Origin of the sequence: Catenuloplanes atrovinosus, assembly GCF_031458235.1 — a bacterium.
Lineage (GTDB): Bacteria > Actinomycetota > Actinomycetes > Mycobacteriales > Micromonosporaceae > Catenuloplanes > Catenuloplanes atrovinosus.
Genome location: NZ_JAVDYB010000001.1, coordinates 7,534,148 through 7,557,387, shown reverse-complemented (window position 1 = coordinate 7,557,387; position 23,240 = coordinate 7,534,148). Strand labels below are relative to the sequence as shown.

General features: G+C 70.9%; 22 protein-coding genes, 1 tRNA gene and 2 pseudogenes. 11 read left to right on the top strand and 14 right to left on the bottom strand.

The genetic code is table 11. The annotated features are described in order from the left end of the window. Positions 1-74: 74 nt before the first annotated feature. From J2S41_RS33620 to J2S41_RS33610, 3 genes and pseudogenes are all read right to left on the bottom strand, one after another. Positions 75-632, bottom strand: a pseudogene (locus J2S41_RS33620) (flavin reductase family protein); the annotation flags it as partial. Then, positions 616-2,259, bottom strand: coding sequence for an ABC transporter permease (locus J2S41_RS33615; protein WP_310374044.1), 1,644 nt, complete (start codon positions 2,257-2,259; stop codon positions 616-618). The pseudogene J2S41_RS33620 and the gene J2S41_RS33615, both read right to left, overlap by 17 nt. Further along, the gene (locus tag J2S41_RS33610) at positions 2,250-2,999 is read right to left on the bottom strand and encodes an ABC transporter ATP-binding protein (protein WP_310374043.1); all 750 of its coding nucleotides are present in this window, start codon (positions 2,997-2,999) and stop codon (positions 2,250-2,252) included. The genes J2S41_RS33615 and J2S41_RS33610 overlap by 10 nt, the downstream gene beginning before the upstream one ends. Before the next feature lie 170 nt (positions 3,000-3,169). Here J2S41_RS33610 and J2S41_RS33605 point away from each other — a divergent pair, with 170 nt between their 5' ends. The 4 genes and pseudogenes from J2S41_RS33605 (at position 3,170) to J2S41_RS33590 (ending at position 6,809) form a co-directional block, all read left to right on the top strand. Continuing rightward, positions 3,170-5,014, top strand: a complete 1,845-nt coding sequence (locus J2S41_RS33605) for a putative glycosyltransferase family protein (RefSeq protein WP_310374041.1) — start codon at positions 3,170-3,172, stop codon at positions 5,012-5,014. A gap of 606 nt (positions 5,015-5,620) precedes the next feature. Then, positions 5,621-5,885: pseudogene (locus J2S41_RS33600) on the top strand (DUF3987 domain-containing protein); the annotation flags it as partial. 91 nt (positions 5,886-5,976) lie between these two features. Further along, positions 5,977-6,318, top strand: a complete 342-nt coding sequence (locus tag J2S41_RS33595) for a hypothetical protein (RefSeq protein ID WP_310376876.1) — start codon at positions 5,977-5,979, stop codon at positions 6,316-6,318. A 314-nt stretch (positions 6,319-6,632) separates the two neighbouring features. After that, entirely contained in the window at positions 6,633-6,809 is a 177-nt protein-coding gene (locus J2S41_RS33590; RefSeq protein ID WP_310374039.1) for a hypothetical protein, read from the top strand. Positions 6,810-6,852: 43 nt separating this feature from the next. Here the strand turns inward: J2S41_RS33590 and J2S41_RS33585 are convergent. After that, positions 6,853-6,941: transfer RNA gene (locus tag J2S41_RS33585), tRNA-Ser, on the bottom strand. Between the two features lie 204 nt (positions 6,942-7,145). On the opposite strand from J2S41_RS33585, the gene J2S41_RS33580 reads away from it, so the two are divergent. Beyond that, positions 7,146-8,123, top strand: a complete 978-nt coding sequence (locus J2S41_RS33580; RefSeq protein WP_310374037.1) for an NAD(P)H-quinone oxidoreductase — start codon at positions 7,146-7,148, stop codon at positions 8,121-8,123. Here J2S41_RS33580 and soxR read toward each other — a convergent pair. From soxR to J2S41_RS33565, 3 genes are all read right to left on the bottom strand, one after another. Further along, positions 8,088-8,552, bottom strand: a complete 465-nt coding sequence (gene soxR / locus J2S41_RS33575; RefSeq protein ID WP_310376714.1) for a redox-sensitive transcriptional activator SoxR — start codon at positions 8,550-8,552, stop codon at positions 8,088-8,090. The genes J2S41_RS33580 and soxR overlap by 36 nt on opposite strands. 182 nt (positions 8,553-8,734) lie before the next feature. Further along, positions 8,735-9,436, bottom strand: coding sequence for a glycosyltransferase family 2 protein (locus J2S41_RS33570; protein ID WP_310374035.1), 702 nt, complete (start codon positions 9,434-9,436; stop codon positions 8,735-8,737). A gap of 178 nt (positions 9,437-9,614) precedes the next feature. Then, a complete protein-coding gene (locus J2S41_RS33565) occupies positions 9,615-10,073 on the bottom strand; it encodes a hypothetical protein (RefSeq protein ID WP_310374034.1) in 459 nt (152 codons plus the stop codon). Positions 10,074-10,172: 99 nt separating this feature from the next. On the opposite strand from J2S41_RS33565, the gene J2S41_RS33560 reads away from it, so the two are divergent. Continuing rightward, entirely contained in the window at positions 10,173-10,592 is a 420-nt protein-coding gene (locus J2S41_RS33560) for a PH domain-containing protein (protein WP_374728195.1), read from the top strand. Between the two features lie 856 nt (positions 10,593-11,448). Here J2S41_RS33560 and J2S41_RS33555 read toward each other — a convergent pair. Together J2S41_RS33555 and J2S41_RS33550 are read right to left on the bottom strand one after the other, a co-directional pair. Continuing rightward, positions 11,449-12,369 (bottom strand): rhomboid family intramembrane serine protease, encoded by a 921-nt coding sequence (locus J2S41_RS33555; protein ID WP_310374030.1) that lies wholly within the window; start codon positions 12,367-12,369, stop codon positions 11,449-11,451. A gap of 20 nt (positions 12,370-12,389) precedes the next feature. Then, on the bottom strand, positions 12,390-12,920 hold the full coding sequence (locus tag J2S41_RS33550) for a peptidylprolyl isomerase (protein ID WP_310374028.1): 531 nt from the start codon (positions 12,918-12,920) through the stop codon (positions 12,390-12,392). Between the two features lie 187 nt (positions 12,921-13,107). Between J2S41_RS33550 and J2S41_RS33545 the strand changes: the two genes are divergently transcribed. Further along, positions 13,108-13,932: a hypothetical protein gene (locus J2S41_RS33545; protein ID WP_310374027.1), complete on the top strand. Its 825-nt coding sequence runs from the start codon at positions 13,108-13,110 to the stop codon at positions 13,930-13,932. A 47-nt stretch (positions 13,933-13,979) separates the two neighbouring features. Here J2S41_RS33545 and corA read toward each other — a convergent pair whose 3' ends face one another. The 3 genes from corA to J2S41_RS33530 form a co-directional block, all read right to left on the bottom strand. Further along, positions 13,980-15,125 carry a magnesium/cobalt transporter CorA gene (corA, locus tag J2S41_RS33540; RefSeq protein ID WP_310374025.1) on the bottom strand — a complete coding sequence of 382 codons (1,146 nt, stop codon included), beginning with the start codon at positions 15,123-15,125 and terminating at the stop codon, positions 13,980-13,982. 586 nt (positions 15,126-15,711) lie between these two features. Beyond that, positions 15,712-16,806: an aminotransferase-like domain-containing protein gene (locus J2S41_RS33535; protein WP_310374022.1), complete on the bottom strand. Its 1,095-nt coding sequence runs from the start codon at positions 16,804-16,806 to the stop codon at positions 15,712-15,714. 134 nt (positions 16,807-16,940) lie between these two features. After that, complete coding sequence (locus J2S41_RS33530) at positions 16,941-17,333, bottom strand: CBS domain-containing protein (protein WP_310374020.1); 393 nt, start codon at positions 17,331-17,333, stop codon at positions 16,941-16,943. A 96-nt stretch (positions 17,334-17,429) separates the two neighbouring features. On the opposite strand from J2S41_RS33530, the gene J2S41_RS33525 reads away from it, so the two are divergent. The 4 genes from J2S41_RS33525 to J2S41_RS33510 are packed head-to-tail and all read left to right on the top strand — an operon-like array spanning position 17,430 to position 20,405. Continuing rightward, on the top strand, positions 17,430-17,897 hold the full coding sequence (locus J2S41_RS33525; protein WP_310374019.1) for an NUDIX hydrolase: 468 nt from the start codon (positions 17,430-17,432) through the stop codon (positions 17,895-17,897). Between the two features lie 27 nt (positions 17,898-17,924). Beyond that, complete coding sequence (locus J2S41_RS33520) at positions 17,925-18,656, top strand: phosphocholine cytidylyltransferase family protein (protein WP_310374017.1); 732 nt, start codon at positions 17,925-17,927, stop codon at positions 18,654-18,656. After that, positions 18,644-19,705, top strand: coding sequence for an iron-containing alcohol dehydrogenase family protein (locus J2S41_RS33515; protein WP_310374015.1), 1,062 nt, complete (start codon positions 18,644-18,646; stop codon positions 19,703-19,705). Before J2S41_RS33520 ends, J2S41_RS33515 begins: the two co-directional genes overlap by 13 nt. Then, on the top strand, positions 19,686-20,405 hold the full coding sequence (locus tag J2S41_RS33510) for a CDP-alcohol phosphatidyltransferase family protein (RefSeq protein WP_310374013.1): 720 nt from the start codon (positions 19,686-19,688) through the stop codon (positions 20,403-20,405). Before J2S41_RS33515 ends, J2S41_RS33510 begins: the two co-directional genes overlap by 20 nt. 23 nt (positions 20,406-20,428) lie before the next feature. Here J2S41_RS33510 and J2S41_RS33505 read toward each other — a convergent pair whose 3' ends face one another. Then, positions 20,429-22,033 carry an arylsulfotransferase family protein gene (locus J2S41_RS33505; RefSeq protein ID WP_310374011.1) on the bottom strand — a complete coding sequence of 535 codons (1,605 nt, stop codon included), beginning with the start codon at positions 22,031-22,033 and terminating at the stop codon, positions 20,429-20,431. Positions 22,034-22,063: 30 nt separating this feature from the next. Next, the gene (locus J2S41_RS33500; protein WP_310374009.1) at positions 22,064-23,227 is read right to left on the bottom strand and encodes a glycosyltransferase family 4 protein; all 1,164 of its coding nucleotides are present in this window, start codon (positions 23,225-23,227) and stop codon (positions 22,064-22,066) included. Positions 23,228-23,240 lie beyond the last annotated feature (13 nt).

Here is a 23,240-nt window from a genome sequence, read left to right as displayed (position 1 = left end):
TATTGATCGTCATCCCGGCTCGGGGTTGCGCCGAACGGACGTACCGCTGCGCCCAGTGACCTCAGTCACGCCGTCTATCGCTCGTTCAGCTCCCGGTATCGCCCTCGGTAGTGCAGCAGCGGCGCTGAGTCCCCGCTCACCTCGACGTACTCCACCGTCGCCTCCACCAGCAGACCCCAGCCGAACGGGCGGGCCGCGTCGACGCGGCAGCCGGCCCAGGTGCCGCCGCCGGCCGGGATCGGGCCCCACTCCGTCTCCGTCCACGGGTCCGACCGGAACAGCCCGCCCGGCGCCGGCATCAGCCCGGCGAAGCGGTCCGCCAGCTGCCGGTGCGACGGGTCCAGCGGCGTGACCGCGAACCGGCCCGCCTCCTCGGCCGCCTCCCACAGCTCGGACTCCGGGTCGACCAGGCCCAGCACCCGGGCCGGATCACCGTCCGCCACCAGCGTCGAGGAGACGGTCAGGCCGGCCGGGCCGGGCGCGGTCCACAGCGTCACCGGCGCGGCGAGCCGGCCGCGCAGCCGCCGTACCGGAGATCGGGCCGCCTCCGGCGTCGCGAACGGGTCGGTGGTGTGGATGCGAGCGCCGGGCGCGTCATCGGGGAACATCGTGTCATCATCGCCGCGGCGAGATCGCGGACAGCAACTCGGGCATCCGCCGGTCGAGCAGCCGCCCGGCGAAGCGGGTGCCCAGCCACAGCGCCAGGCCGCCGTAGACCAGCCCGGCCGGCAGCCCGGCCCACACCCACACGTCGCCGGCCAGCGTCGACATCGCGAAAACCGGCACCGCCAGCACCAGCGTGCAGAGCATCGCCGCGAAGCTGAACAGGCTCTTGGTCACGCCGGCACCGGTGTTCACCGCGAACGGGTTGGTGGTCTCCGGCAGCGAGAACGCGCCCAGCACGGAGACGAACAGGTTGATCGCCACGCCGCACCCGTACGCGGCCGCGGTCGCGCCCCACATCGACGGGATCCAGCCCGGCCGGTGCAGCACCAGCGCCAGCACCACCGGGATGGCCACGATCAGCGGCACCAGGTAACAGGAGAAACCGGCCACCCGGGAGCGCAGCTCGGCGGTGCCGGGCACGCCGGCCACCACGTTCGCCGCGTACGCGGTCCCGTCGTAGCCGAACTGGTTCGCCAGCCCCACGCCGCCGAGCACGCCGAGGAAGACCATGGACGCGGTCACGGTGGCCAGAGACGGCGGGGCCGCCGAGGTGCCCTCGATCAGCCCACGGCTGCCGATGTTCACCATCAGCGGCACGAACATCCCCACCACCGCGAACGTGATCAGGTTCGCCCGCCGCCGGGTGTCCCGCCACCAGTACCGCGCCTGCATCGCCACCAGCGCGCCGAATCGGTTGCGCGGCAGCGCGCGCAGCGGGCGCGGGAACAGCCGGGTGGTCGGGGACGCGTCCGGCGCCTCCCGCGTACCCCGGCCGGACGTGGTGGTGGCGGTGCCGACCATCGCGCTCTCCAGCGTCGACGACCACCACCGGAGCAGCGCCGCGATCGACCCCGCAATGATCAAGAACTTCAGCGGTACGGCGAACCAGCGCCCCTCCGCCACGTCCAGCCCCACCGTGTACGGCGCGGCCAGCGGCGTCCAGCCGAGCACCCGGGCCACGCCGGCCAGCGCCTGCCAGTCCGCGGTCCGCGCCGCGGCCAGCAGCCCGATCTGCAACGGCCCGAGCAGCGCGGCCAGCACCGCCAGCAGGATCGCGGCCAGGTCGCGGACCCGGCGCGACCGCAGCATCGCGGAGAACGCGCTGGTTGTGGCGCGGCTCAGCGACACGCACAACAGCAGCCCGGCCACACAGCCGGCCAGTTGCACCAGCCCGGCCACCGCGCCGCCGCGCAGCACCGCGGCCACCGCCAGGCCGGACGTGGCCGCGAGCGTGGCCAGCGCGGGCACGCCGGCCAGCGCGGCCGCGAACATGCCGGCGACCAGCGTCCGGCGCTCCAGCGGCAACAGCGCGAACCGGGCCGGGTCCAGCGTCTCGTCCACGCCGAAGAAGACCAGCGGCATCAGCAGCCAGCCCAGCACCACGGCGGAGCCGCCCAGGCCGCCGGCCAGCACCATGCCGGTGTCGCCGCGGCTCAGGCCGGTCACCGCGAACAGCGTGAAGCCGACCACCGAGAACCAGGCGCCGAACAGCAGGCCCATCACGAACAGCGCGATCCGCCACCGCTGCCCGCGCAGCCCGTTGCGCAGCACCCGCAGCTTCAGGGCCACGAAGTGCCAGGGCGTCACAGCCATGCGAGTTCCTGGCCGGTGGCGGTACGCCCGCCGACCACCCGCACGAAGACCTCCTCCAGCGACTGCCCGGCCCGTACGTCCGCGATCGTGCCCGCCGTCATGATCCGCCCCTGCGCCAGGATCGCCACGTGCGTGCACAGCCGCTCCACGACCTCCATCACGTGGCTGGAGAAGATCACGGTGTTGCCGCTCGCCACGTACCGCTGGAGGATGTCGCGGATCAGCGCGGCCGAGACCGGGTCGACGGCCTCGAACGGCTCGTCCAGCACCAGCATGCGCGGGCCGTGCAGCAACGCGCAGGCCAGGCCGATCTTCTTCTTCATGCCGGCCGAGTAGTCCACCACCAGCGTCCGGTCCGCGTCGCTGAGCGCCAGCACGTCCAGCAGCTCGCGCGCCCGCTGGTCGACCACCGCGGCCGGCATGCCGCGCAGCAGCCCGTGACAGGCCAGCAACTCCGCGCCGGTGAGCCGGTCGAACAGCCGCGCGCCGTCCGGCATCACGCCGAGCATGCGCTTCGCGGCCAGCGGATCGGACCAGACGTCGTGGCCGAGCACGGTCGCGGTGCCCGCGTCCGGCCGCAGCAGTCCCACGGCCATGGACAGCGTCGTGGTCTTGCCCGCGCCGTTCGGCCCGAGCAGGCCGTAGAACGACCCGGACGGCACGTCGAGATCGACCCCCGCCACCGCCGTCCTGTCCGCGAACCGCTTCACCAGCCCGTGCAGCGTCAGGGCGAACGTCATGGATCGACGGTATCCGGTCACGGCACGCCGTACCGGTATCCGCCCCGGTCCGCCCGGAGCCGGGTACCGTCCGTTCGGAGGAGCCTCAATGCCTGCTCACGAGCGATTCGGTGTTATGTATGCGATAGCTGGGCGTACCGCGTCACACGCACGGGCTACCCTCTTTCGCCGTGACCACTTCGAGTACCGTGCCGCACGCCGCTGAGGCCGGCGGGCCGGACGAGGCCGCCGAGCGGCCCCCGGCGACCGAGAGCACCCCTGCGGGCAAGGGCCCGCGCTGGACCGGCCGTCGGATAGACATGCTGGTCACCCTGTTCTATCTGCTCGGCGCGTTCTGGGTGACGATCCGCGCCTGGATCGACCCGTGGGGCCGCGTCCTCGGCGAGCAGGCCAAGGACCAGGCGTTCAACGAGTGGATGTTCTCCTACGACGCGCACGTCGTGCGGAACCTCGACAACCCGTTCTTCACCACGCTGCAGAACGCGCCGGACGGCGTGAACCTGATGGGCAACGTGGCCATGCAGCTGCCCGGCATCCTGCTGTCGCCGCTGACCATGGTGGCCGGGCCCGAGGTCACGTACCTGGCGCTGATGACCGCGAACCTCTTCTTCACGGCCCTCACCTGGTACTGGCTGCTCTCCCGCCACCTGGTCAAGCACCGCTTCGGCGCGTTCGCCGGCGCACTCGTGATCGGCTTCGGGCCGGCGATCATCTCGCACTCCAACGGGCACCCGCACATCACGTCGATGTGGCTGATCCCGTTCATCCTCTGGCGGGTCATCCGGCTCGGCGAGCCCGGCCGTACCGTCCGCAACGGCCTGATCCTCGGCGCGCTGGTCCTGGCGCAGCTCTTCATCGGCGAGGAGAACCTGTTCCTCACCGCCGTCGCGTGCGTGTTCCTGGTGATCGGCTACGCGATCTCGGACTGGCGGGACACCCGCGCCCGGTTCGGCCGCGCGGTCGGCAGCCTCGCCATCGGCGGCGGCCTGGTGCTGCTCGCCGCGGCGTACCCGCTCTACCACCAGTTCGCCGGCCCGCAGCACTACAGCGGCCACCCCGGCGACCAGAAGCCGGCCACCATCCTGTCGTACTTCGCGTACGCCACCGAGTCGATCGGCGGCGGTAAGAACAGTGCGGCCGGCCTCGCGCCGAACTTCACCGAAGAGGTCACGTTCTTCGGCTGGCCGCTGATGCTGATCGCGGTGGCCGGGATCGTCTGGCTGCGCCGCGAGCCGATCGTCCGGGTGGTCGCCGCCGTCGGCATCGGTGCCTCGGTCCTCTCGCTCGGCCCGGTCCTGCACCTGCACAACCAGCGCAACCTCAAGATTCCCGGCCCGTTCGCGCTGTTCGAGCACCTGCCGGTGGTCAACGCCATGGTGGTCGCCCGCTTCAACATCATCACCACGGTCGCGATGGGCGTGCTGCTGGCCGTCATCGTCGCCCGGGTCGCGGAGCGCGCCCGCCCCGCCGAGACCTCCGGCCTGCCGGTCCGCTTCCTGTCGCTGACCGTGCTCGCCGCCGCGCTCATCCCGATCATGCCGACGCCGCTGAGCGGCCACGACCGCCCCGGCGTGCCGGAGTTCGTCACGGCCGGCACCTGGCGCGACTACGTCGCCGAGGGCCGCACGGTGGTGCCGGTCCCGGTCAACGGCCTGACCAGCATCCGCTACGGCTCGGCCGCCGACGTCGGCTTCGCGGTGCCCAGCGGCTACTTCCTCGGCCCCACCTCGCCGGACGACAACACCGGCCGCTGGGGTGCCCCGCCGCGCCCCACCTGGCAGCTGCTGGAGACCATCCAGAAGAGCAAGGCCGGCGACGACCCCATCGTGATCGGCGACGCCGAGCGCGCCGCCGCTATCGAGGATCTCCGCTACTGGAAGGCCGACGCGGTCGTCCTCCCCACCGACAACGGCACCGACGTCAAGCTCCTGCTGGCACTGGAGTCACTGCTCGGCCCCGGCACCCGCGTCGCCGACGTCTGGCTCTGGGACGTCCGCCCGATCACCAACAACTAGGCACGGCCGCGCGCCGCTCCGGCCCGTCCTGCGAAGGGACGGCCGGGGCGGCGCTCGTGTTTCCGCGGCCCGGCGCCGCCGGCGGCCCGGAAAGCCACGGGCCACCCCTGGTGGTGGTTCAAGACACCTCCCACAAGCAGTGCTGACCAGCAATAACGCCGGATTGCCAGCTAGCGGTTAAGGAATTCGCGCTAGCAGACCAGGCGGATCGAACAATCGAACAACATCGGTGACCTCATGCTAGTAAGGGGTCACCAATGTTATCGTGAATAAATGACGAATTTCGATCGTGGCATGTGGTGGTTAACTCTACTGTTGATAAACACCGGATTCGCCCAGTTAAAAGGCCGTCATAGCTTTACATGGGCGGCAATATCACTATTCCTGGGGCCGTTCGCAACATTGGCCCTAATCCTTCTTCCGCCTATCCGAAATGTACCTACTAAAGTGGAATCAAGGACGACGCCCTCGCCAGGATAGCCTCGCGCGATCAGCATGCCTGCCCATGTTGAACTGGGCGCGAACCTGCTCACCATCCAGTGTCGTCACGAGACGACCGGCTCTGCGGGCAAGTCTTTCCGATACCGCCTTCTGCGTGACGCCCTGGCGCTTGCCGAAGTGCGCAACTCCTGGCGCGAGCCGACTAGCCTGTTCACCGTCGTCACGCTGCCTCCCGGCTCGCGCAAGTCGGCGGTGTTTGCCGCGATGGCCCACTGCTTGCCGCTGAAAAGGCGCCGGTGAAACGGGCTAAGCCTGCGATCGTAAAGCGGAACTCGCGGCGCGGGTGGCGGGAAAGACCGCTGCGAAAGCCGCGCTTGCGGCGGCGAACGCGGACGCGTCCGGCCGAGACACGCTGCTCGCTGAGGCCACGGGCCATCGAGCACGTGCCGCGTCCGCTGGCTCGTCGCGGGCAATGAGTTCGGCGAGTCCCTCCGGCAATCACCGCCGAATCGCTCGCCACCGTGACTCCCGCGCTGCTGACGACGGATCGGGGCGTGCCGGCCGATGCCGACATCCGGCGCGCTGTCAACGCGTGGGTGTTCAAAAACTTTCGGCGGGACGCCGAACCCCCGCCCGCCGATCTGGTGCCCGTTGTTCAGTGGCTCAGGAACAACACGGTCAAGCTCTCCGCCCTGAATGACGCCGCGCTGGTCAGGAGAGCTCTGGACACCCTGGTGACCGTGCTCACCGGCAAGGCCGCTGTGCCGAACTCCATCGCCCGCAGGCGGGCGGTGTTCCACGGTGCCCTGCGAGGGTGGATGGGGTCGGTTCCATCTCACCAGCGCAACCGTTCGCGTCGGTGAGGGGCGGGGCGACGAGAGCGGGAACATGGAGAACCGGGCGCTCAAGCACCGTGGCCGGAACACGACCCGTGCTGTGCCGGTCCCTCCGCAACCTGCTCGCTCGGCGCATCGAGCGCTGGACCGGATGGCCGCCTGTTCGTGGCCCGGCGGGGACCGCGTGGCCGTTACCGGCCGCCTATCCCGAACAACACCTACTTGCGGGTGTGGCGGGACGCACGTAAGGCGATGCTGGCCAAGCGGCCGTACGACCTCCGGCACGCCGCTGTGTCGCTGTGAGCTCAACGCTGGCGTACCCGCGCCCAGGTCGCCGGGGCGTGCACGTGCTGCTGAAGGTCTACGCGAAGTGCATCGACGGTCAGGACGAGGCGGCGCGGCGTCGGATCGAGGATGACCAGGGCAAGCCTTCTCAATCATGGCTGCCGGATTTTGCCGCGCATCCGCCGCAGCGGGTCATCTTGATCAAGCTCCGGTGGGACCCCGAGCCGTGGTGAGCAGCGTTCGCGCTGCTCACCACGGCTTTTCCGCTGTTAGAAGCGGAGGGCCAGGGATTCGAACCCTGGAGGAGTGTCACCACCCCTAGTGGTTTTCAAGACCACCGCCATCGGCCACTAGGCGAGCCCTCCCGGCTTCGTCGGAGGGTGCTGGGCACGCTCCGCCGCCTGGGTGTCGCAAAAAAGTTCCGGCCATGCGACCACCCGACCATCAGTTTGCCAGACCGGCCGGGTGGATTATCAACCCCGGGGGCAGGGAGACGATCAACCGCGGTCCGCAGGTTTTCTACCAGTGCCGATACGCGGATCGTCGGTACGGCAGGGTATAAGGAGCGTATGCGCGCGATCACGATCCCGGAGCCGGGCGGGCCGGAGGCGTTGGTGTGGGCGGACGTGCCGGATCCGGTGCCCGGGCCCGGTGAGGTCCTGATCGAGATCGCGGCCGGCGCGGTGAACCGGGCGGATCTGATGCAGCGGGAGGGGCAGTACCCGCCGCCGAAGGGCGCGCCGCCGTACCCGGGACTGGAATGCTCGGGGTTCGTCGCCGCGCTCGGCGAGGGCGTCACCGGCTTCGCGGCCGGCGACCCGGTGTGCGCGCTGCTGTCCGGCGGCGGCTACGCGGAGCGCGTGGTGGTGCCGGCCGGGCAGGTGCTGCCGGTGCCGGACGGCGTGGACACGGTGGACGCGGCGGCGCTGCCGGAGGTGGCGTGCACGGTCTGGTCGAACGTGGTGATGGCCGCGCACCTGACGAAGGGCGAGACGCTCCTGGTGCACGGCGGCGGCAGCGGCATCGGCACGTTCGCGATCCAGCTCGGCCGCGCGCTGGGCGCGACGGTGGCCACCACGGCGCGCGCGGCCAAGCACGACGCGCTGCGCGAGCTGGGTGCGGACCAGGTGATCGACTACACCACCGAGGACTTCGAGAAGCTGGTCGCGCCGGACGTCATCCTCGACATCATGGGCGGCTCCTACCTGGCACGGAACGTCGAGGCGCTGAGGCCGGACGGCCGCCTGGTGATCATCGGTACGCAGGGCGGCCGGAAGGCGGAGCTGCACATCGCACGGCTGCTGGCCAAGCGCGGCACGCTGATCGCGACGGCGCTGCGGTTCCGCCCGGCGGAGCAGAAGGCGGAGATCGTCCGGCAGGTGCGCGAGCACGTCTGGCCGCTGGTGGCGTCCGGCGCGATCCGGCCGATCGTGGACCGCCGCATCCCGATGCCCGACGCCCCGGAGGCGCATCGCGTGGTGGAGGCCGGCTCGCACCTCGGTAAGGTCCTGCTAGTCACCACCGGAACCACCGGAGCCCGGGCTTGACAGCAGTATCCGCGGGCCGGGGCCGAACGCGGCCAGTTCGTCGCCCGGGTTGTAGAGCGTGCACTTCTGGAGCGACAGGCAGCCGCAGCCGATGCAGCCGGTGAGGTTGTCGCGCAACCGTTCGAGCAGCGCGATCCGCTCCTCCAGCCGGTCGTGCCAGCCCGCCGAGAGCCGCGCCCAGTCGGCCTTGGTCGGCACCCGGCCGTCCGGCAGCGAGGCCAGCGCCTCCCTGATCTCGTCGAGCGACACGCCGACCTGCTGCGACACCCGGATGAACGCGATCCGGCGCAACTCCGACCGCTGGTACCGGCGCTGGTTGCCGCTGGTGCGGGCCGGGTGGATCAGGCCGAGGCGCTCGTAGTACCGCAGCGCGGACGGCGCGACGCCACTGCGGGCCGCCATGTCGCCGATCGTCAGAAGATCCTGCATGGTCGTCACGCGCTCAAAGTTAAAGCATGGTTGAGCTTCGGCCCGGGAACGCTCCAGCCATATGCCGCGAACGACAAAATCCATTAAACGGTACGACCGACGCCTCCCACGCGTTTCGCGCGAGGTATACGCCAACGGCGCTCGGGTGCGGGTGCACCCGAGCGCCGTGGTGAAGCATCAGGTCAGCGCGACGTCGGCTTCGGCTTGCGGACGCGCTCGCGGGCGAGGATCCAGATGGCCTCGACGCCGTCCTTCCACGTGATCTTCTTGCCCTCCTCGCGACCGCGGGCGCGGTAGGAGATCGGCACCTCGTACGGCCGAATCCGCTGGCGGAGCAGCTTGCCGGTGACCTCGGCCTCCATGCCGAAGCCGCGCGACTTGATGGCCAGCGAGCGGTAGAGCGCGACCGGCATCAGCTTGAAGCAGGTCTCCAGGTCGCCGATGTACGAGTTGTAGAGCACGTTCGCGGCGGTCGTGACGCCCTTGTTGCCCATCACGTACCAGAAGCTGTAGGCGCTGTGGCTGCCGAACGTCCGATTGCCGTAGACGACCTGGGCGTGACCGTCCAGCACCGGCTGGAGCAGCCGCGGGATGTCCTGCGGGTCGTACTCCAGGTCGGCGTCGAGGATGACCATGTACTCACCCTCGGCCGAATCCACCGCCGTCTTGATCGCGGCACCCTTGCCCGCGTTCTTCGCGTGGGTTATCACGCGCACCCGCGTGTCGTCCACGCCCGCCAGGATCTCTCCGGTACGGTCGGAGCTGCCGTCGTTGACCACGACGAGCTCGATCTCGCATGGGTAGTCCACCGCCAGTGCCTGCTTCAACGCGTTAGCCAGTCGGGCTTCCTCGTTGTAGACCGGCATGAGGATCGAAAGCTTCACCGGAGTTTCTCCACACTGCGGGACGACGAGATCGGCCATACTCTAGCCGCAGGATCGCCCGAGGTGTATCCCGGGCTTGGAGTATGGCGTGATCAACTTTGCGTCACTACAGCGTATTACCTCCGCGATCCGCATTGTCTTACTAATTGCGCTTTCATAGTCACCGCGAGTGCGATTCTCAACCGGCGGCGCCGGCCGGGGTGGGGCGGGGCAGCAGCTTCGGGCGGAACACGCGGCTCAGCAACGCGTCCAGATGCCACAGCTGCTTCGGGTGCCCGACCCGGATCCAGAACCGCTCGCGCACGCCGTCGACCGCGGTGGCCGCGAGCTCGACCGCGGAGAGCTGCACGTCCGGGTTCCAGTTCACGTGACCGAGGTGTCGCAACTCGGCGTTCAGGTGGAGCCGCAGCCGGCGCAGCAGCCGCGTCTCCTGGGTCACCACCAGTCGTCGCTGGGTCAGCAGGAGCAGGAACTCGCCCTGCAGCGGCCGGTCGGGTCGGAGGCATCGCGCCACCAGCACGGCGGTGTCGTCCGCTTCGACGCACCGGCGGAACACCGGCAGGTGCCGGCTGACGGTCGGGATGGCCACTCCGGCATCGGCGGCGGCTGGCAGGAACGTTCGGGAGAAGACGTCCATGCGCGGTTTAACGACGCGCGAAGAGGATGTGACGCGCGGGCGTCCGGGGTTGTGCGCCCATCGGACATCACCCGCTGCGGTTTCCGGACAGCGTGCGGCATGCTTGCTCGCATGACCGAGCCGACGTCCTGGCGGGTGCCCCGATGGTTGCCGGTGGCGAAGATCACCGGCGGTCTGGCGCTGCTGCTGCTCGCGCTCGCGCTGGCCGACGGCGACCGGGCCCAACTCGGGCTCGGCGTCGCGGCCTGCGCCGGGCTGGCGGTGTGGGCCGTGCGCGACCTGCTGGCCCCGGTGCGACTCCGCGCCGACGACACCGGCCTCACCGTGGTGACCGGCTTCGCCCGCCGCACCCTCCTCCCCTGGGACCGCATCGAGGCCGTCCGGGTCGACACCCGCCCCCGGCTCGGCCTGCGCACCGAGACCCTGGAGGTCGACACCGGCGACTCCCTGCACGTCCTCACGAAGACGGACCTGGGTGTAGCTCCGGAAGACGTCCTCCCACTCCTGCGCCGCCGTTAGCGCTCGGGCGGCCGGGCGCGTGGCCCGGGCGCCGGCCGGGCTCGCGTAGCTGCCGGGTTCCGGGCGGTGTGGCGGCCGGGTTCCGGGCGGTGTGGCGGCGTTTGTGTGGCGGCCGGGTTCCGGGCCGTGTGGCGGCGTTCTGTGGTGGCCGGCTTCCGGGCCGTGCGGCGGCGTTCTGTGGTGGCCGGCTTCCGGGCCGGGTGGCGTTCGCTTCGGGTGGTATGGCGACCGGGTTCCGGTCCGCGTGACAGCCGGTTTCAGGCCGTGTGGCGGCCTCGCCGTAGCGCGGCCGTTCATGTCGATATGGACTTCGGCGCGCTTTGGTCGTGATTTCCGGTCCATGTGGTCCTGCGGCGAGCGGTCCGGTGCTGCTCGAATCGTGCAGTTCGCGGCCGTCGTGATCCTTCCTGCGAATCCGATTTGATCGCCGACTTTGTGAGGCTCAGGCACGTTATTCGGCGCGAATAACGTGCCTGAGGCTCACAAAGTCACAGTGGACGAATGCCCGCGTCGTTAATATGGCGAAATTTCGGGCGCGGAGCGCCCGTAGCTGGACGCTTCGCTCCGCGCCCGGCGCAACCCGCGCTCCGCGCCCGGCGCAACCGGCGCCGCGCGACCCGCGCCGCGCGACCCGCGCCGCGCAACCCGCGCCGCGCAACCCGCAACCCGCGCCGCGCAACCCGCAACCCGCGCCGCGCAACCCGCGACCCGCGCCGCGCAACCCGCGCCCGGCGCAGTGCCCCGGGAGCGTGCGAAGCCGAGCCGGGCTGGGGTGGGAGACGGGTCGTCCGCCCCCGAGGGGTGGCAGAGTGCCGCGGGACGCTGCCACCCGGGGAAGGTGAGCGGAGGGACGCCGCTAGGAAGCGGTCAGGGCCAGTGCGGCCAGGATCAGGAAGATGAGGGTGAGTGAGGCGCCCTGGATCAGGCCGCGACGGCGTTGGGGGGCGTAGGCGAGGGCCGCCGCGACGAGGCCGCCGACGACCAGGCCGCCGATGTGGCCGGCGATCGAGATGCTGGGCACGACGAACGTGATGACCAGGTTGACGATCAGCACGGGGAGGACGGCGGACGTGTCGCGGCCGAGGCGGCGGAGCAGCACGAAGAGCGCGGCGAAGAGGCCGAAGATCGCGGTGGACGCGCCGGCGGAGATGGCGCCGGGGTCGATCAGGAGCGCGGCCACGTTGCCGCCGAGGCCGGCCAGCGTGTAGAGGGCGAGGAAGCGCAGCGGGCCGAGTGCGATCTCCAGCTGGCGGCCCAGGATCCACAGCGCCCACATGTTCATCAGCAGGTGCAGGATGCCGAAGTGGATGAACATGGCGGTGAACAGCCGGTAGTAGCCGCCGTCCCAGACGCCGGGGAAGACCGTGCCGTAGGCGGGCTGCGCGCCGAACACCGCGTTGCCGTCGGAGAGCACCGTGATCGACGGGCCGACGACGGCGCCGAAGTAGTGGACGAGCGAGGAGCCGGAGAAGAGGCCGTCGCCGACCAGCGAGTTCATGCCGGAGAGCACCACGCCGAGCACGGCGGCGAGGACGTTCAGCCCGACCAGCGTGGTCGTGACGATTCCGGCACGGCCGGCCGCGCTACCACCGAAGGCGGTGCGGACCGGCCGCTGCGTCCGTCGCCCCTCGGCGACGCACTCCGGGCACTGGTGGCCGACCGAGGCCTCGTTCATGCAGTCGGGGCATATCGATCGGTCGCACCGCGTGCACCGGACATACGTCTCCCGGCCGGGATGCCGGTAGCAGACCGGGACGGTCGCCGGAACGTCACTCATACGATCAAAAGTACGTCAGATCAGCCAACGCGCTCGATCTCGACCTTCTCGATGATCACGTCCTGCTTCGGGCGGTCCATCGCGCCGGTCGGCGTGGTCGCGATCGAGTCCACGACGCGGGCCGACTGGTCGTCGGCGACCTGGCCGAAGATGGTGTGCCGGTGGTTCAGGTGCGGCGTGGGCGACACCGTGATGAAGAACTGCGAGCCGTTCGTGCCCGGCCCGGCGTTCGCCATCGCCAGCAGGTACGGCCGGTTGAAGACCAGGTCGGGGTGGAACTCGTCGGCGAACTTGTAGCCGGGGCCACCGGTACCGGTGCCGGTCGGGTCGCCCATCTGGATCATGAAGCCGCTGATGACCCGGTGCGAGATGGTGCCGTCGTAGTACGGACGACCGTTGCCGGGCTGGCCGGTGCGCGGGTCGGTGTACTCCTTGGTGCCCTCGGCCAGCTCCACGAAGTTGGCCACCGTCTTCGGGGCGTGCAGCGGAAACAGCTCGAGCCGGATCGCACCGTGGTTGGTGTGCAGAGTGGCATATACAGCCTGGGCCACGGGTACTCCTTCGTCGGTTGGACAGTTCAGTTTCCAAGCGGATCCTCCCATGTACGAGTTCCGCCTACACGGCGGCATCCGAGGGGGGAGGATCACCAGGAGGACAGACACCCTTTCGGAGGTGGGGCTGGTGTTCGGAATCGGGCGAAGCAAAACCCGCAGCCAGTTGGTCCGGGAAGAGCTCGAAGTGGGCCTGGATCACCTGAGGCAGGCCGCCACGCACGCCGCGGAGGGCGTCGGTGCGACTGTCGCCCCGCGGGTGCACGCCGCGCGCGAGGTCGTGACACCGGCCGCCAGCCGTGCGCGCACCGTGGCGGCCGGCAGCATCGCGGCGTTCACCCCGATGGCCATGGCGGCCACGGAGACGGCGCGGCAGGCCGGGAAGACGAGCCGCCGGATGAAGCGCAAGAACGCCAAGGCGCTGCGTCGCGCCGTCGGCCGTGAGGAGCGAGGCATGTCGCGGAACCGCAAGCTGACCGGCCTGTTGATGATCGGCGTCGCCGCCGGCGTGGCGGGCTCGATGATCATGCGCCGTCGCCGGCAGCGCGAAGAGGAGCAGTGGACGACTCACGAGTCGAGCACCGCGCGCAGCGCCACCGAGGCGGCCCGGCAGATGACGGAGAACGCCAAGGACCGGATGCACTCGGCGACCGAGTCGGCGAAGGAGACCGTGAAGAGCGCGGCGGAGACCGCGAAGACCACGGCCGAGCGCGCCATGCACGGCGGCGAGCGCGGGTCGTCCTCGGACGGCCAGCCGGCGGCGGACCGGATGGCCGCGTCCGACCGGCTCACGCCGGACCCGGCGTCCACGACCTCGTCGATCCGGCCGGCCGGCATGACCACGCCGGGCGGCAGCATGGCCGGCTCGGGCGGGAGCACGACCGGCACCGGCGGGAGCATGAGCGGCACCGGCGGGAGCATCAGCGGCACCGGCGGCAGCATGGCCGGCGCGGGCAACAAGGCGCACGGCGACCCGCTGACCGGCGGACAGGACCGCTGGTCCAGCAACTGAATTTCACCATCGGCCGGGGGTACGCCGTACCCCCGGCCGATTTTTTCCTACAGCCAGCCGTTGCGCCGGAAGAGGCGGTAGAGCGTGGCCGACGTGGTCACGAGCAGTGTGAGCAGGATCGGGTACGAGTACCGCCATTCCAGTTCCGGCATGAACTTGAAGTTCATGCCGTAGATGCCGGCCGCGGCGGTCCACACCGTGGCGATCGCGGCCCAGGCGGCGATCTTCCGCATGTCGTTGTTCTGGTCGACCGAGACCTGGGCGAGCCGCGCCTGGAGGATCGAGTTGAGCAGGTCGTCGTTCGCCGTCACCTGCTCGATCGTGCGGCTGAGGTGGTCCTGTACGTCGCGGAAGTAGCGGCGGATCTCCTTCGGCACGGTGCCGCGGCTGGCGTCCGAGGTGAGCGTGAGCAGCGGGCGCTGGAACGGCACCACCGCGCGGCGGAACTCCACCAGCTCGCGCTTGAGCTGGTAGATCGACTGGATGCTGCTGGTGCCGGCGCGGGCGAAAACGTCCTCCTCCAGCGCGTCCAGGTCGTCCTCGATGCCGTCCGCGACCTCGATGTAGTGGTCGACGATCCGGTCGGTGACCGCGTAGGCGACCGCCCACGGGCCCTGGGCCAGCAGTTCCTGGCGCGCCTCCAGGTCCGCGCGGACCGGGGAGAGTTTCGACGCGTTGCCGTGCCGGACCGTGATCACGAAGGCCGGGCCGATGAAGATCAGCACCTGGCCGGTCTCCACCACCTCGGAGTGCTCGGTCAGCCGGGCGTGCTCGAGGTAGCGCGCGGTGCGGCAAACCAGGAACACGACGTCGTTGAAGCGCTCCAGCTTCGGGCGCTGCTCCGCCTTGATCGCGTCCTCGACCGCGAGTTCGTGCAGGCCGTAGGTCTCCGCGATCGGCGCCATCTCGTCCTCGGTGGGCTCGTGCAGGCCGAGCCAGACGAACGCGTTGGGCCGGCTGCGGGCCGCGGCGAGCGCCTCCGCGTAGTCCCACTGGCCCTCCTGCCGCACGCCCTCGACGTAGAGCGCGCAGTCGACGACCGAGCTGCGGGCGACGTCGGTGGTGGGCGGGGGTGGCGGGGCGCCGTCCGCGCCGATGATCCGGGTCATCGCCCGGACCGGGGCCGTCCATGTTCGGGAGCGGTTCCCCAAGTGTCCGTTGCCGCCGACCGCCGGATTGTTCCGCTCAGCCATCCGCATTCACCCCCTCGTCCCTCTGATCGCCGTGGTCCCGCTTGGAGGTTACGCGTCAGCGTTTACCCGGAATCAGTGATCAATCCGCGGGGGAGGAACCGGAGGGGGTGGCGCCGGGTGGACCGGCCGCTTTCGGGGGGTGGGGGGTGTGAGTGGCCCACCCGGCGCCTCATGTTGGGACGCTGCGCGGGGGTTTCCGCCGCCGGGCCGCGGACGTGGGCGGGAGGGGTGGCGCCGGGTGGACCGGCCGCTTTCGGGGGGTGGGGGGTGCGAGCGGCCCACCCGGCGCCTCATGTTGGGACGCTGCGCGGGGGTTTCCGCCGCCGGGCCGCGGACGTGGGCGGGAGGGGTGGCGCCGGGTGGACCGGCCGCTTTCGGGGGGTGGGGGGTGCGAGCGGCCCACCCGGCGCCAAGGGGGCGGGGTTATGTCTATGGGGGCCAGCGCATGGCGATTTGGCCATCCGCATTCTGGACTCAGGCCCGGCCGGAAAGAAACCCCGGACCGGGCCTGACCGCATTTTGTCGGCAATCCGACAGATCAAACGGGCACCTTTTGGTGCTGTCAGGCGTTAATGGACTCTGTTGCTCAACCGCGGACCGCGTCGATCGCGGCCGCCAGCCGCCGCACGCCCTCGTCGATCTGGTCCACGGTCACCGCGGAGAAGGCCAGCCGCAGCGAGTGGTCGCCGCCCTCCAGCAGGAAGTCCGTGCCCTTGACGACCGCCACGCCGCGCTCGGCCGCGGCCGGCAGCACCTTGGCCACGTCCACGTCCTCCGGCAGGTCGATCCAGAGGAAGTAGCCGCCGTCGGGCTCGGTGAACCGGACGCCCGGGATGTGCCGGCGCAGCGACTCGGCCAGCACGCGAGCCCGCTCGCCCAGGGCCGCGCTGACCGTCGCGATCGAGCGGTCGATGTCGCCGGAGACGCAGAACTGGTGCACGATCGCCTCGGAGACCATGCCGGGCGAGATGTACAGGTTGGTGGCGCGCTTCGCGATGGCCGCGATCATCGCTGCCGGGCCGACCAGGTAGCCGACGCGCACGCCGGGGCAGACCGTCTTGGTGAAGCTGGACGCGTGCACGACCACGCCCTCGGTGTCCATCGACAGCATCGACGGCAGCGCCTCGCCGCGGAACCGGATGTCCGCGTACGGGTCGTCCTCGAAGATCGTGAAGCCGAACTCCGAGGCCAGCGCCAGCAGCTCGCGACGGCGCTCCAGGGAGAGCGTCACGCCGGCCGGGTTCTGGTAATTCGGGATGATGTGGGCCAGCGTCGGGCGCACGCCGGACTCCAGCAGGCGGCGCAGTTCCGCGGTGTCGATGCCGTCCGCGTCCAGCGTCACCTGGTGCACCTTGCCGCCCAGGTTCTGCAGGTTGAGCAGCGTGCGGTCGTACGTCGGCCGCTCCACCACCACGGCCTCACCGGCCTTGACCAGGTGGTCGAAGAGGAACGCGTCCGCCTGGAGCGAGCCGTTCGTGACCAGGACCTGCTCCGGCGTGACGCCGTGCTTCTCCGCGATCCACTTCCGGAGCGGAACGTACCCGACCGAGGTGCCGTAGGCGGTGACGCCGGCCGGGTCGGCGTCGAACGCGCGTACCGCCGCGGCCTTGAGGCCCTCGATGTCCACGATGTCGAGGGAGGGGGCGCCACGGGCGAACGAGATCAGCTGCTCAGCGGTCATGGGCTTAGCTTACGAGCCGGGACATGATCTTCCCCACGCCCATTCCCGCCTGGTGAAAGGCCGGTGAAAAGTCGGTAAGACGGCCCGTCGCGGGCGTCGCCGGCCGCAGAAATCGACCGGCTCCGTCCGTACCGTCAGGAGGTTTTCAAGGCCTTCTCGCGCGCCCAGACGCGCATGATGTCGCGGACCGAGATCACGCCGAGGACCTCGCCGTCGTCCAGCACGACCAGGTGTCGGAAACCGCCGCGAGCCATCGCGAGCGCGGCCTCCTCCAGTGTCCAGCCCGGACTCGCGTAGACGACGTCCCAGGTCAGGTGTGCCCCGGTGCGCTCGGTGTCGGGGTCCAGCCCGGCGCCGATCGCCTTGAGCAGGTCACGCTCCGTCATGATCCCGACGCCTTCGGCGTCCGGGTCGAGCACGACGGCGGATCCGGCGCCACGGTCGGCCATCATTCTGGCCGCCTGACGCAGGGTGTGATCGGGTCCCACGGTGAGGACCTCGGCGGACATGGCGTCGCGAACGTGCATGGCGCATCTCCCTCGACACGGCTGCTGTTCGATATCCCAGTGCACCAACTCGCAGGCGGAGCGGCAAGAGAGCGGTGTTCCGCTAATGTCTCGTCCGTGACTTCGCCATCCGGCCGGTCGGCCGCGGAACCGCTGCTCTGCGCCGGTGCGCTGATCGTCGACGACGACGGCCGGATCTTCGTGCAGCGGCGGTCCGCGCAGCGCCGGCTGTTCCCGGACACGTGGGACATCGTCGGCGGGCACGTGGAGGCGGGCGAGAGCGTGGAGGACGCGCTGCACCGCGAGGTCCGCGAGGAGACCGGCTGGATCCTCTCGCACGTGCTGGCCACGGTCGGCGAGCACACCTGGAAGGGTGACGACGGGCTGTACCGGCTGGAGACGGACTTCCTGTGCCGGGTGGACGGCGACCTGTCCCGGCCGCGGCTGGAGCCGGGCAAGCACACCGACTTCGCCTGGATCACCGAGGCGGAGCTGGACCTGCTGGACGAGAACCGCCCGGACGACGACACGATCCGGCGCATCGTCGCGGACGGGTTCGCCATGCTGCGGGTGTTCGGTTTCTAGCGGTCGATCGTTGTTCCCGGTATGGGAATGATCGGTCTCGTGCTCGCCGCCGGCGCCGGACGACGTCTGCGCCCGTACACCGACGAGCTGCCGAAGGCGCTGATCCCGGTGGACGGGGACACCACGATCCTGGACATCGCGCTGCGCAACCTCGCGTCCGTGGGCCTGTCCGACGTCACGGTCGTGGTCGGCTACCGGGCGCCGGCGGTGTCGTCCCGGGTGCCGGAACTTCAGGATCGATACGGGGTACGCCTGACGCTGGTTTACAACGACCGGGCCGAGGAGTGGAACAACGCGTACTCGCTGTGGCTCGCCCGTGACCAGTTCACGGACGGCGCGCTGCTGGTCAACGGCGACACCGTGCATCCGGTGAGCGTGCAGAAGACGCTGCTCGCCGCGCGGGGCCCGTCGATCGTGCTGGCCCTGGACACCGCGAAGCGGCTCGCCGACGAGGAGATGAAGGCCGACTTCTCGCCGGACGGGCGGCTCCGCCGGATCACCAAGCTGATGGACCCGGCCGCGGCGACCGGCGAGTACATCGGCGTCTCGCTCATCTCCCCGGCCGCGGCCGGCGGGCTCGCGGACGCGCTGGAGACGGTCTGGCGTCGCGACCCGAACCTCTACTACGAGGACGGCTTCCAGGAGTACGCGGACCGCGGCGGCGCGATCCGGTACGCGGACGTCGGCGACGTGCCGTGGGTCGAGGTGGACGACCACGACGACCTGGCCCGCGCCCGGGCCGTCGCATGCCGCTACTAGCCCGCACGATCCTGACGCCGCTGCACGTCGATGTCCGGCGCGGCGCCGTCGCCGACCTCGGCCGGATTCTCGCGGACGGGCGGATATCCGCCGGCGGCGACGTGGCCGTGGTGGTCGGGCACGGCGTCGGCGCACGCGTCGCGGACCTGATCCGGCCCAGCCTCGGCTCCGCGGACATCTTCACGGTCTCCGGTGGCACCCTGGACGCCGCGAACGAGCTGGCCGCGAAGCTCCGCGCCCGGTCGTACGACGCGGTGGTCGGCATCGGCGGCGGCACCACGCTGGACACCGCCAAGTACGCGGCCACCCGCTACGGCATCCCGATGGTCTCGGTCGCCACCAGCCTGGCCAACGACGGCATCGGCTCCCCGGTCGCCAGCCTGGTCAACGACGGGATCAAGGGGTCGTACGGCGTGCACATCCCGATCGCGGTCATCGTCGATCTGGACTTCGTCGAGGCCGGGCCGTCCCGCTACAACCGCGGCGGCATCGGCGACGTGCTCAGCAACCTCAGCGCGCTGGCCGACTGGGAGCTGGCCCGGGACGTCCGCGGCGAGCCGGTCGACGGCCTGTCCGCCTCACTGGCCCGGATGGGCGCGGAGGCGCTGCTCAGCCACCCGGGCGACATGACCGACGACGGCTTCGTCACGGTGCTGGCCGAGGGCCTGATCGCCAGCGGCCTCGCGATGGCGGTCTCCGGCTCCAGCCGGCCGTGCAGCGGCGGCTGCCACGAGATCATGCACGCGGTGGACGTGCTCAACCCCGGCACCGGCTCGCACGGCGAGCTGGCCGGCATGGGCGCACTGTTCTGCACGTTCCTGCGCGGCGACGAGGCGCGCTTCCGGGCGATGTCCGCCTGCCTGCGCCGGCACCGGCTGCACCGTACGCACCGGGAGTTCGGCCTGTCCGACGAGCAGTTCGTGGACGTGATCGGCTTCGCGCCGCGCACCCGGCCCGACCGATACACGATCCTCGAACACCTGGACCTGGGCCCGAGGGAGATTCGCACGCGGCTGGCAGACTACGTTGATGCAGTCCAGCGCTCCTGAGCATCAGCCGGCCGAGTCCGACTTCTACCGCGTCAACCGCGGCGGCGGCCTCTACAGCGAGGCGGTCAGCCAGCGGCTCGGCGCCAAGCTCGCGCTCTTCGGCTACCGCAACAAGCTCGCGCCGACCACCTTGACCATCTTCAACCTCGGCATCAGCGCGGTCGTCTCCACGCTGGTGATCGTGACGGCCGGTCCGGTCGCCGCCGGTACCGTACCCGCGGTCGTCATCGGCCTGATCGCGCTGGCCGGCTGGCAGCTCGCCTACGCGTTCGACTGCGCCGACGGCCAGCTCGCCCGGGTCACCGGCCAGACCAGCCCCGACGGCGCCCGCGTCGACGTCCTCTGCGACGTCGCCGGCCAGGTCGCGCTGGTCGCCGCGCTCTCCGCCACCGCGGTCGCCCAGGAGCCGGAGACCCCGGCCTGGCTGATCGCCCTCTTCGCCGGCGGCTGGATGGTCAACCTGATCACCTCGGTCATGGCCACCGGCCCGAACGCGGTCACCATGCTCACCTCCACCCGCCTCCCGGTCCGCGTCCTCAAGCTGATCCGCGACTACGGCGCCATCATCGCCGTGGCCGGCCTGGTCCTGACCGTCGCGCCCATCGCCATGGTCTGGTTCATCGGCCTCTTCACCCTGGTCAACGGCGCCTTCCTGCTCACCAGCATCGCCTTCAGCGCCCGCAACGCCCTCCGCGGCTGACCTCCGGCCACTCCGGCCGCGGGTCAGCCGCGGACCGGGATGATGGCGGAGGAGCCGAGGAGGCGGCCGTCGGTGGCGAAGGCGTCGGCGCGGAGGTATTCGGGGTCGCCGGGGACGGTGACGGCGGTCTCGAACCCGGTGCGGTCGCCGTCGGCGACCAGGCCGAGGCTGCCGGGCTGGGCGCCGGCACGGATCTGCCAGGTCTCGACCTCGGTGGCGCCGTTCCAGCTGGCGTAGGCGACGAGCTTGCCGGCCTCCCGGCGCAGGCCGACCGCGGGCTGGTCGGCGGGCTCGGCGGTCCAGGCGGTGCGGGACGCGCGGTACGACTGGCTGTCCGAGGGGAGGCGGCCGTCGAAGAGCACGGTGCCGTCCTCGGCGAACTCGGTGAAGTACGGCAGTTCGCCCCAGCCGATGAAGGAGCCGCCGTCCGGCCGTTCCTCCATGCTGCCCTGGGTGGGCGCGGAGAGCCGGCGCGGGTGGACGTACTCGTGGACCATGGTGGCGGTCTTGGCGTCCTCGTCGAGGGAGAGGATCAGGCCGCGGGAGCGGTCGTGCTCGCGGGTGACGCCGGCCGCGTTGTCGAACAGGCTGATCGTGCCGTCGCCGCGCCGGCGGGCGTCGTGCTGCCAGGAGAAGACCGCGTCCTCCGGGAGCCGGAAGTCGCTTCTCTTGCCGCCGAGTCGCCAGATGACGTCGCCGGACTCGCGGTCCACCTTGTAGACGGTCCAGGTGTGCCGGGCGGAGATGAGCAGGTTGCCGTCGGTGTCCTCGGCCACGGAGTTCGCGTGGAAGTAGTCGTACGGCAGCAGCGCGGAGTCGCCGGTCGGCAGCGGCGCGTAGGACTCGTCGAAGGCGACGTGGTCGCTGGCCCGCCACTCCATGATCAGCTTGCCGGTGGCGATGTCGACCTCCTGGAGCACGCCGTCGTGCAGCGCGCCGGCGGCCGGCCCACCGACCGAGGTGAGGTCCGCGGAGATCGGGCGGTACACCCAGAACAGCGCGGTACCGCGCTCGGTGATCTTCAGGTCGTGCTGGTCGGCCTGCGTGACGCCGTCCGCGCGGATGCGGGTGACCTCGCGGTACCGGTTGTCGAAGACGACGAACTCCCCCTGTCCGACGCCGAGCCCGCCGGTCCCGCCGATCAGCCCCTCCCACCAGGTCAGCACCGGCTCCCCGCGGTATCGCTGCACCTTGAGGTCGATGGCGACGGTGGCCGGCGGCGGCACCGGGCGGAACCACACCGGTACGCCGTTGGTATCCACCATCAGGGTGCCGAACTGGCCCTCGCCCTGCGCGGGCGTGAGCAGCACGTACCCGGCGGAGGGGTCGGGCGACGGCGTAGAGACGACCACCCGCTGGACGTGCAGGTCCGGCCGGGAGACGAAGCTGAGCAGGTTGTCCGCGGCGCCGACCTCGTTGCCGCGGTTCGCCTCGCGCGCGGAGTCCGCGCCGATCACGAAGCCGGCGCCGCACCCGGCCAGCCCGACGGCCGCGAGCCCGCCGCCGGCGATCAGCAGCTGCCGGCGGGACCAGCGTCGGGGCGGCTCGGGCAGCGTGTCCGGCATCGCGCTGATGGGGGAAGGAGGAATCATCTCGATCGGCCGCTCGGCCCCTTCGCTGTCGGTCACGCGTCCGCTGTTTCCCGGGGGAAACGCGAACTACGCTCTCAGTTGCCTGAGAAGGTCGTCGTACACGTCGAGCAGGCGGCGGGTGACCACCTGCGGGTGGAACGTCGACTCGTACCGCGCGCGTGCCGCACCGGCCAGCGCGGCGGCCCCGGCCCGGGCGGCCGGGAGCGCGGCGGCGAGCTCCCCCGCGTCCGCCCGCACCACCCAGCCGGCGTCCCCGACCAGGTAGGGGATGCCGCCGAGCGCGGTTCCGAGCACCGGCCGGCCCGCGGCCAGCGCCTCGATCGTCACCGTCGGAAGCACATCGTGCCAGGTCGACACCGTCAGAACCACCGCGGTACGCCGCATCGCCGCGCGCACGCCCGCCCGGTCCAGCACGCCGAGGTACTCCACGTCCGCGCGTGCCGCGGCCGCGGCCTCCACCTCCGGGCGCAGCTCGCCGTCGCCGGCGATCCGCAGCGGGCCGAGCGCGCCGTCCGGGTGCCGGCGCCAGGCGTCCAGCAGCAGGCCGAGGCCCTTCTCGGGGGAGAGCCGGGCCAGGTAGAGGAAGCCGTCGCCGGGCGGGGCGGGCGGGCCCGGGTCGGGCACCGCGTTCGGCTTCACCACGATGTTGGCGCCGGGTACGCCGTACCCCCGCAGATGCTCTTGAACGGCGGTGGTGAGCGCGATGAAGCGGTCGACCGCGCGCCAGGTGGGCCGGTGCACCGTGAGCGCGGTGGCCATCACCGCGCTCTGCGCCCGCGATCCCCGGTAGCAGCCGTGCACGATCGCGGGCAGCGGGAACGCCCGGTCCCGGCAGTCCGTGCAGATGCGGCCGTCCCGGAAGTACAGGCCGGGCGCGCAGACCTGGCGGTAGTTGTGGACGGTCTGCACCACCGGGATGCCGTGCCGGTGCGCGGTGCGGACGATCCAGGGCGAGATCAGCGGGTACGGGTTGTGCAGGTGCACCACGTCCGGGCGATGTGCGCGCAGCGCGCCGGCCAGCTCGCGTTGCGCCGCCGGCGCGTAGATCGGCGAGATCGGCAGCAGCGCCTTGCCGGCCGCGGACATCCCCGGGATCTCGTCCGAGCTGCGGATGAACGGGGTGACCTGGACGCCCGCGTCGGCCAGCTGAGCCATCTCCTGATCGACGATCGTGTTCTCACCGGACGGCATGGCGTCGCGGTAACGATTGTGCGCGACCAGGACCTTCATAGGTTCAAGACGC

Bases quoted from the DNA above. Each gene is read 5' to 3' on its own strand.
- J2S41_RS33615 (WP_310374044.1), bottom strand. From the start codon at position 2,259: ATGGCTGTGACGCCCTGGCACTTCGTGGCCCTGAAGCTGCGGGTGCTG.
- J2S41_RS33610 (WP_310374043.1), bottom strand. From the start codon at position 2,999: ATGACGTTCGCCCTGACGCTGCACGGGCTGGTGAAGCGGTTCGCGGAC.
- J2S41_RS33580 (WP_310374037.1), top strand. From the start codon at position 7,146: ATGCGCGCGATCACGATCCCGGAGCCGGGCGGGCCGGAGGCGTTGGTG.
- soxR (WP_310376714.1), bottom strand. From the start codon at position 8,552: ATGCAGGATCTTCTGACGATCGGCGACATGGCGGCCCGCAGTGGCGTC.
- J2S41_RS33565 (WP_310374034.1), bottom strand. From the start codon at position 10,073: ATGGACGTCTTCTCCCGAACGTTCCTGCCAGCCGCCGCCGATGCCGGA.
- J2S41_RS33560 (WP_374728195.1), top strand. From the start codon at position 10,173: ATGCTTGCTCGCATGACCGAGCCGACGTCCTGGCGGGTGCCCCGATGG.
- J2S41_RS33555 (WP_310374030.1), bottom strand. From the start codon at position 12,369: ATGAGTGACGTTCCGGCGACCGTCCCGGTCTGCTACCGGCATCCCGGC.
- corA (WP_310374025.1), bottom strand. From the start codon at position 15,125: ATGGCTGAGCGGAACAATCCGGCGGTCGGCGGCAACGGACACTTGGGG.
- J2S41_RS33535 (WP_310374022.1), bottom strand. From the start codon at position 16,806: ATGACCGCTGAGCAGCTGATCTCGTTCGCCCGTGGCGCCCCCTCCCTC.
- J2S41_RS33530 (WP_310374020.1), bottom strand. From the start codon at position 17,333: ATGCACGTTCGCGACGCCATGTCCGCCGAGGTCCTCACCGTGGGACCC.
- J2S41_RS33520 (WP_310374017.1), top strand. From the start codon at position 17,925: ATGATCGGTCTCGTGCTCGCCGCCGGCGCCGGACGACGTCTGCGCCCG.
- J2S41_RS33515 (WP_310374015.1), top strand. From the start codon at position 18,644: ATGCCGCTACTAGCCCGCACGATCCTGACGCCGCTGCACGTCGATGTC.
- J2S41_RS33510 (WP_310374013.1), top strand. From the start codon at position 19,686: ATGCAGTCCAGCGCTCCTGAGCATCAGCCGGCCGAGTCCGACTTCTAC.
- J2S41_RS33500 (WP_310374009.1), bottom strand. From the start codon at position 23,227: ATGAAGGTCCTGGTCGCGCACAATCGTTACCGCGACGCCATGCCGTCC.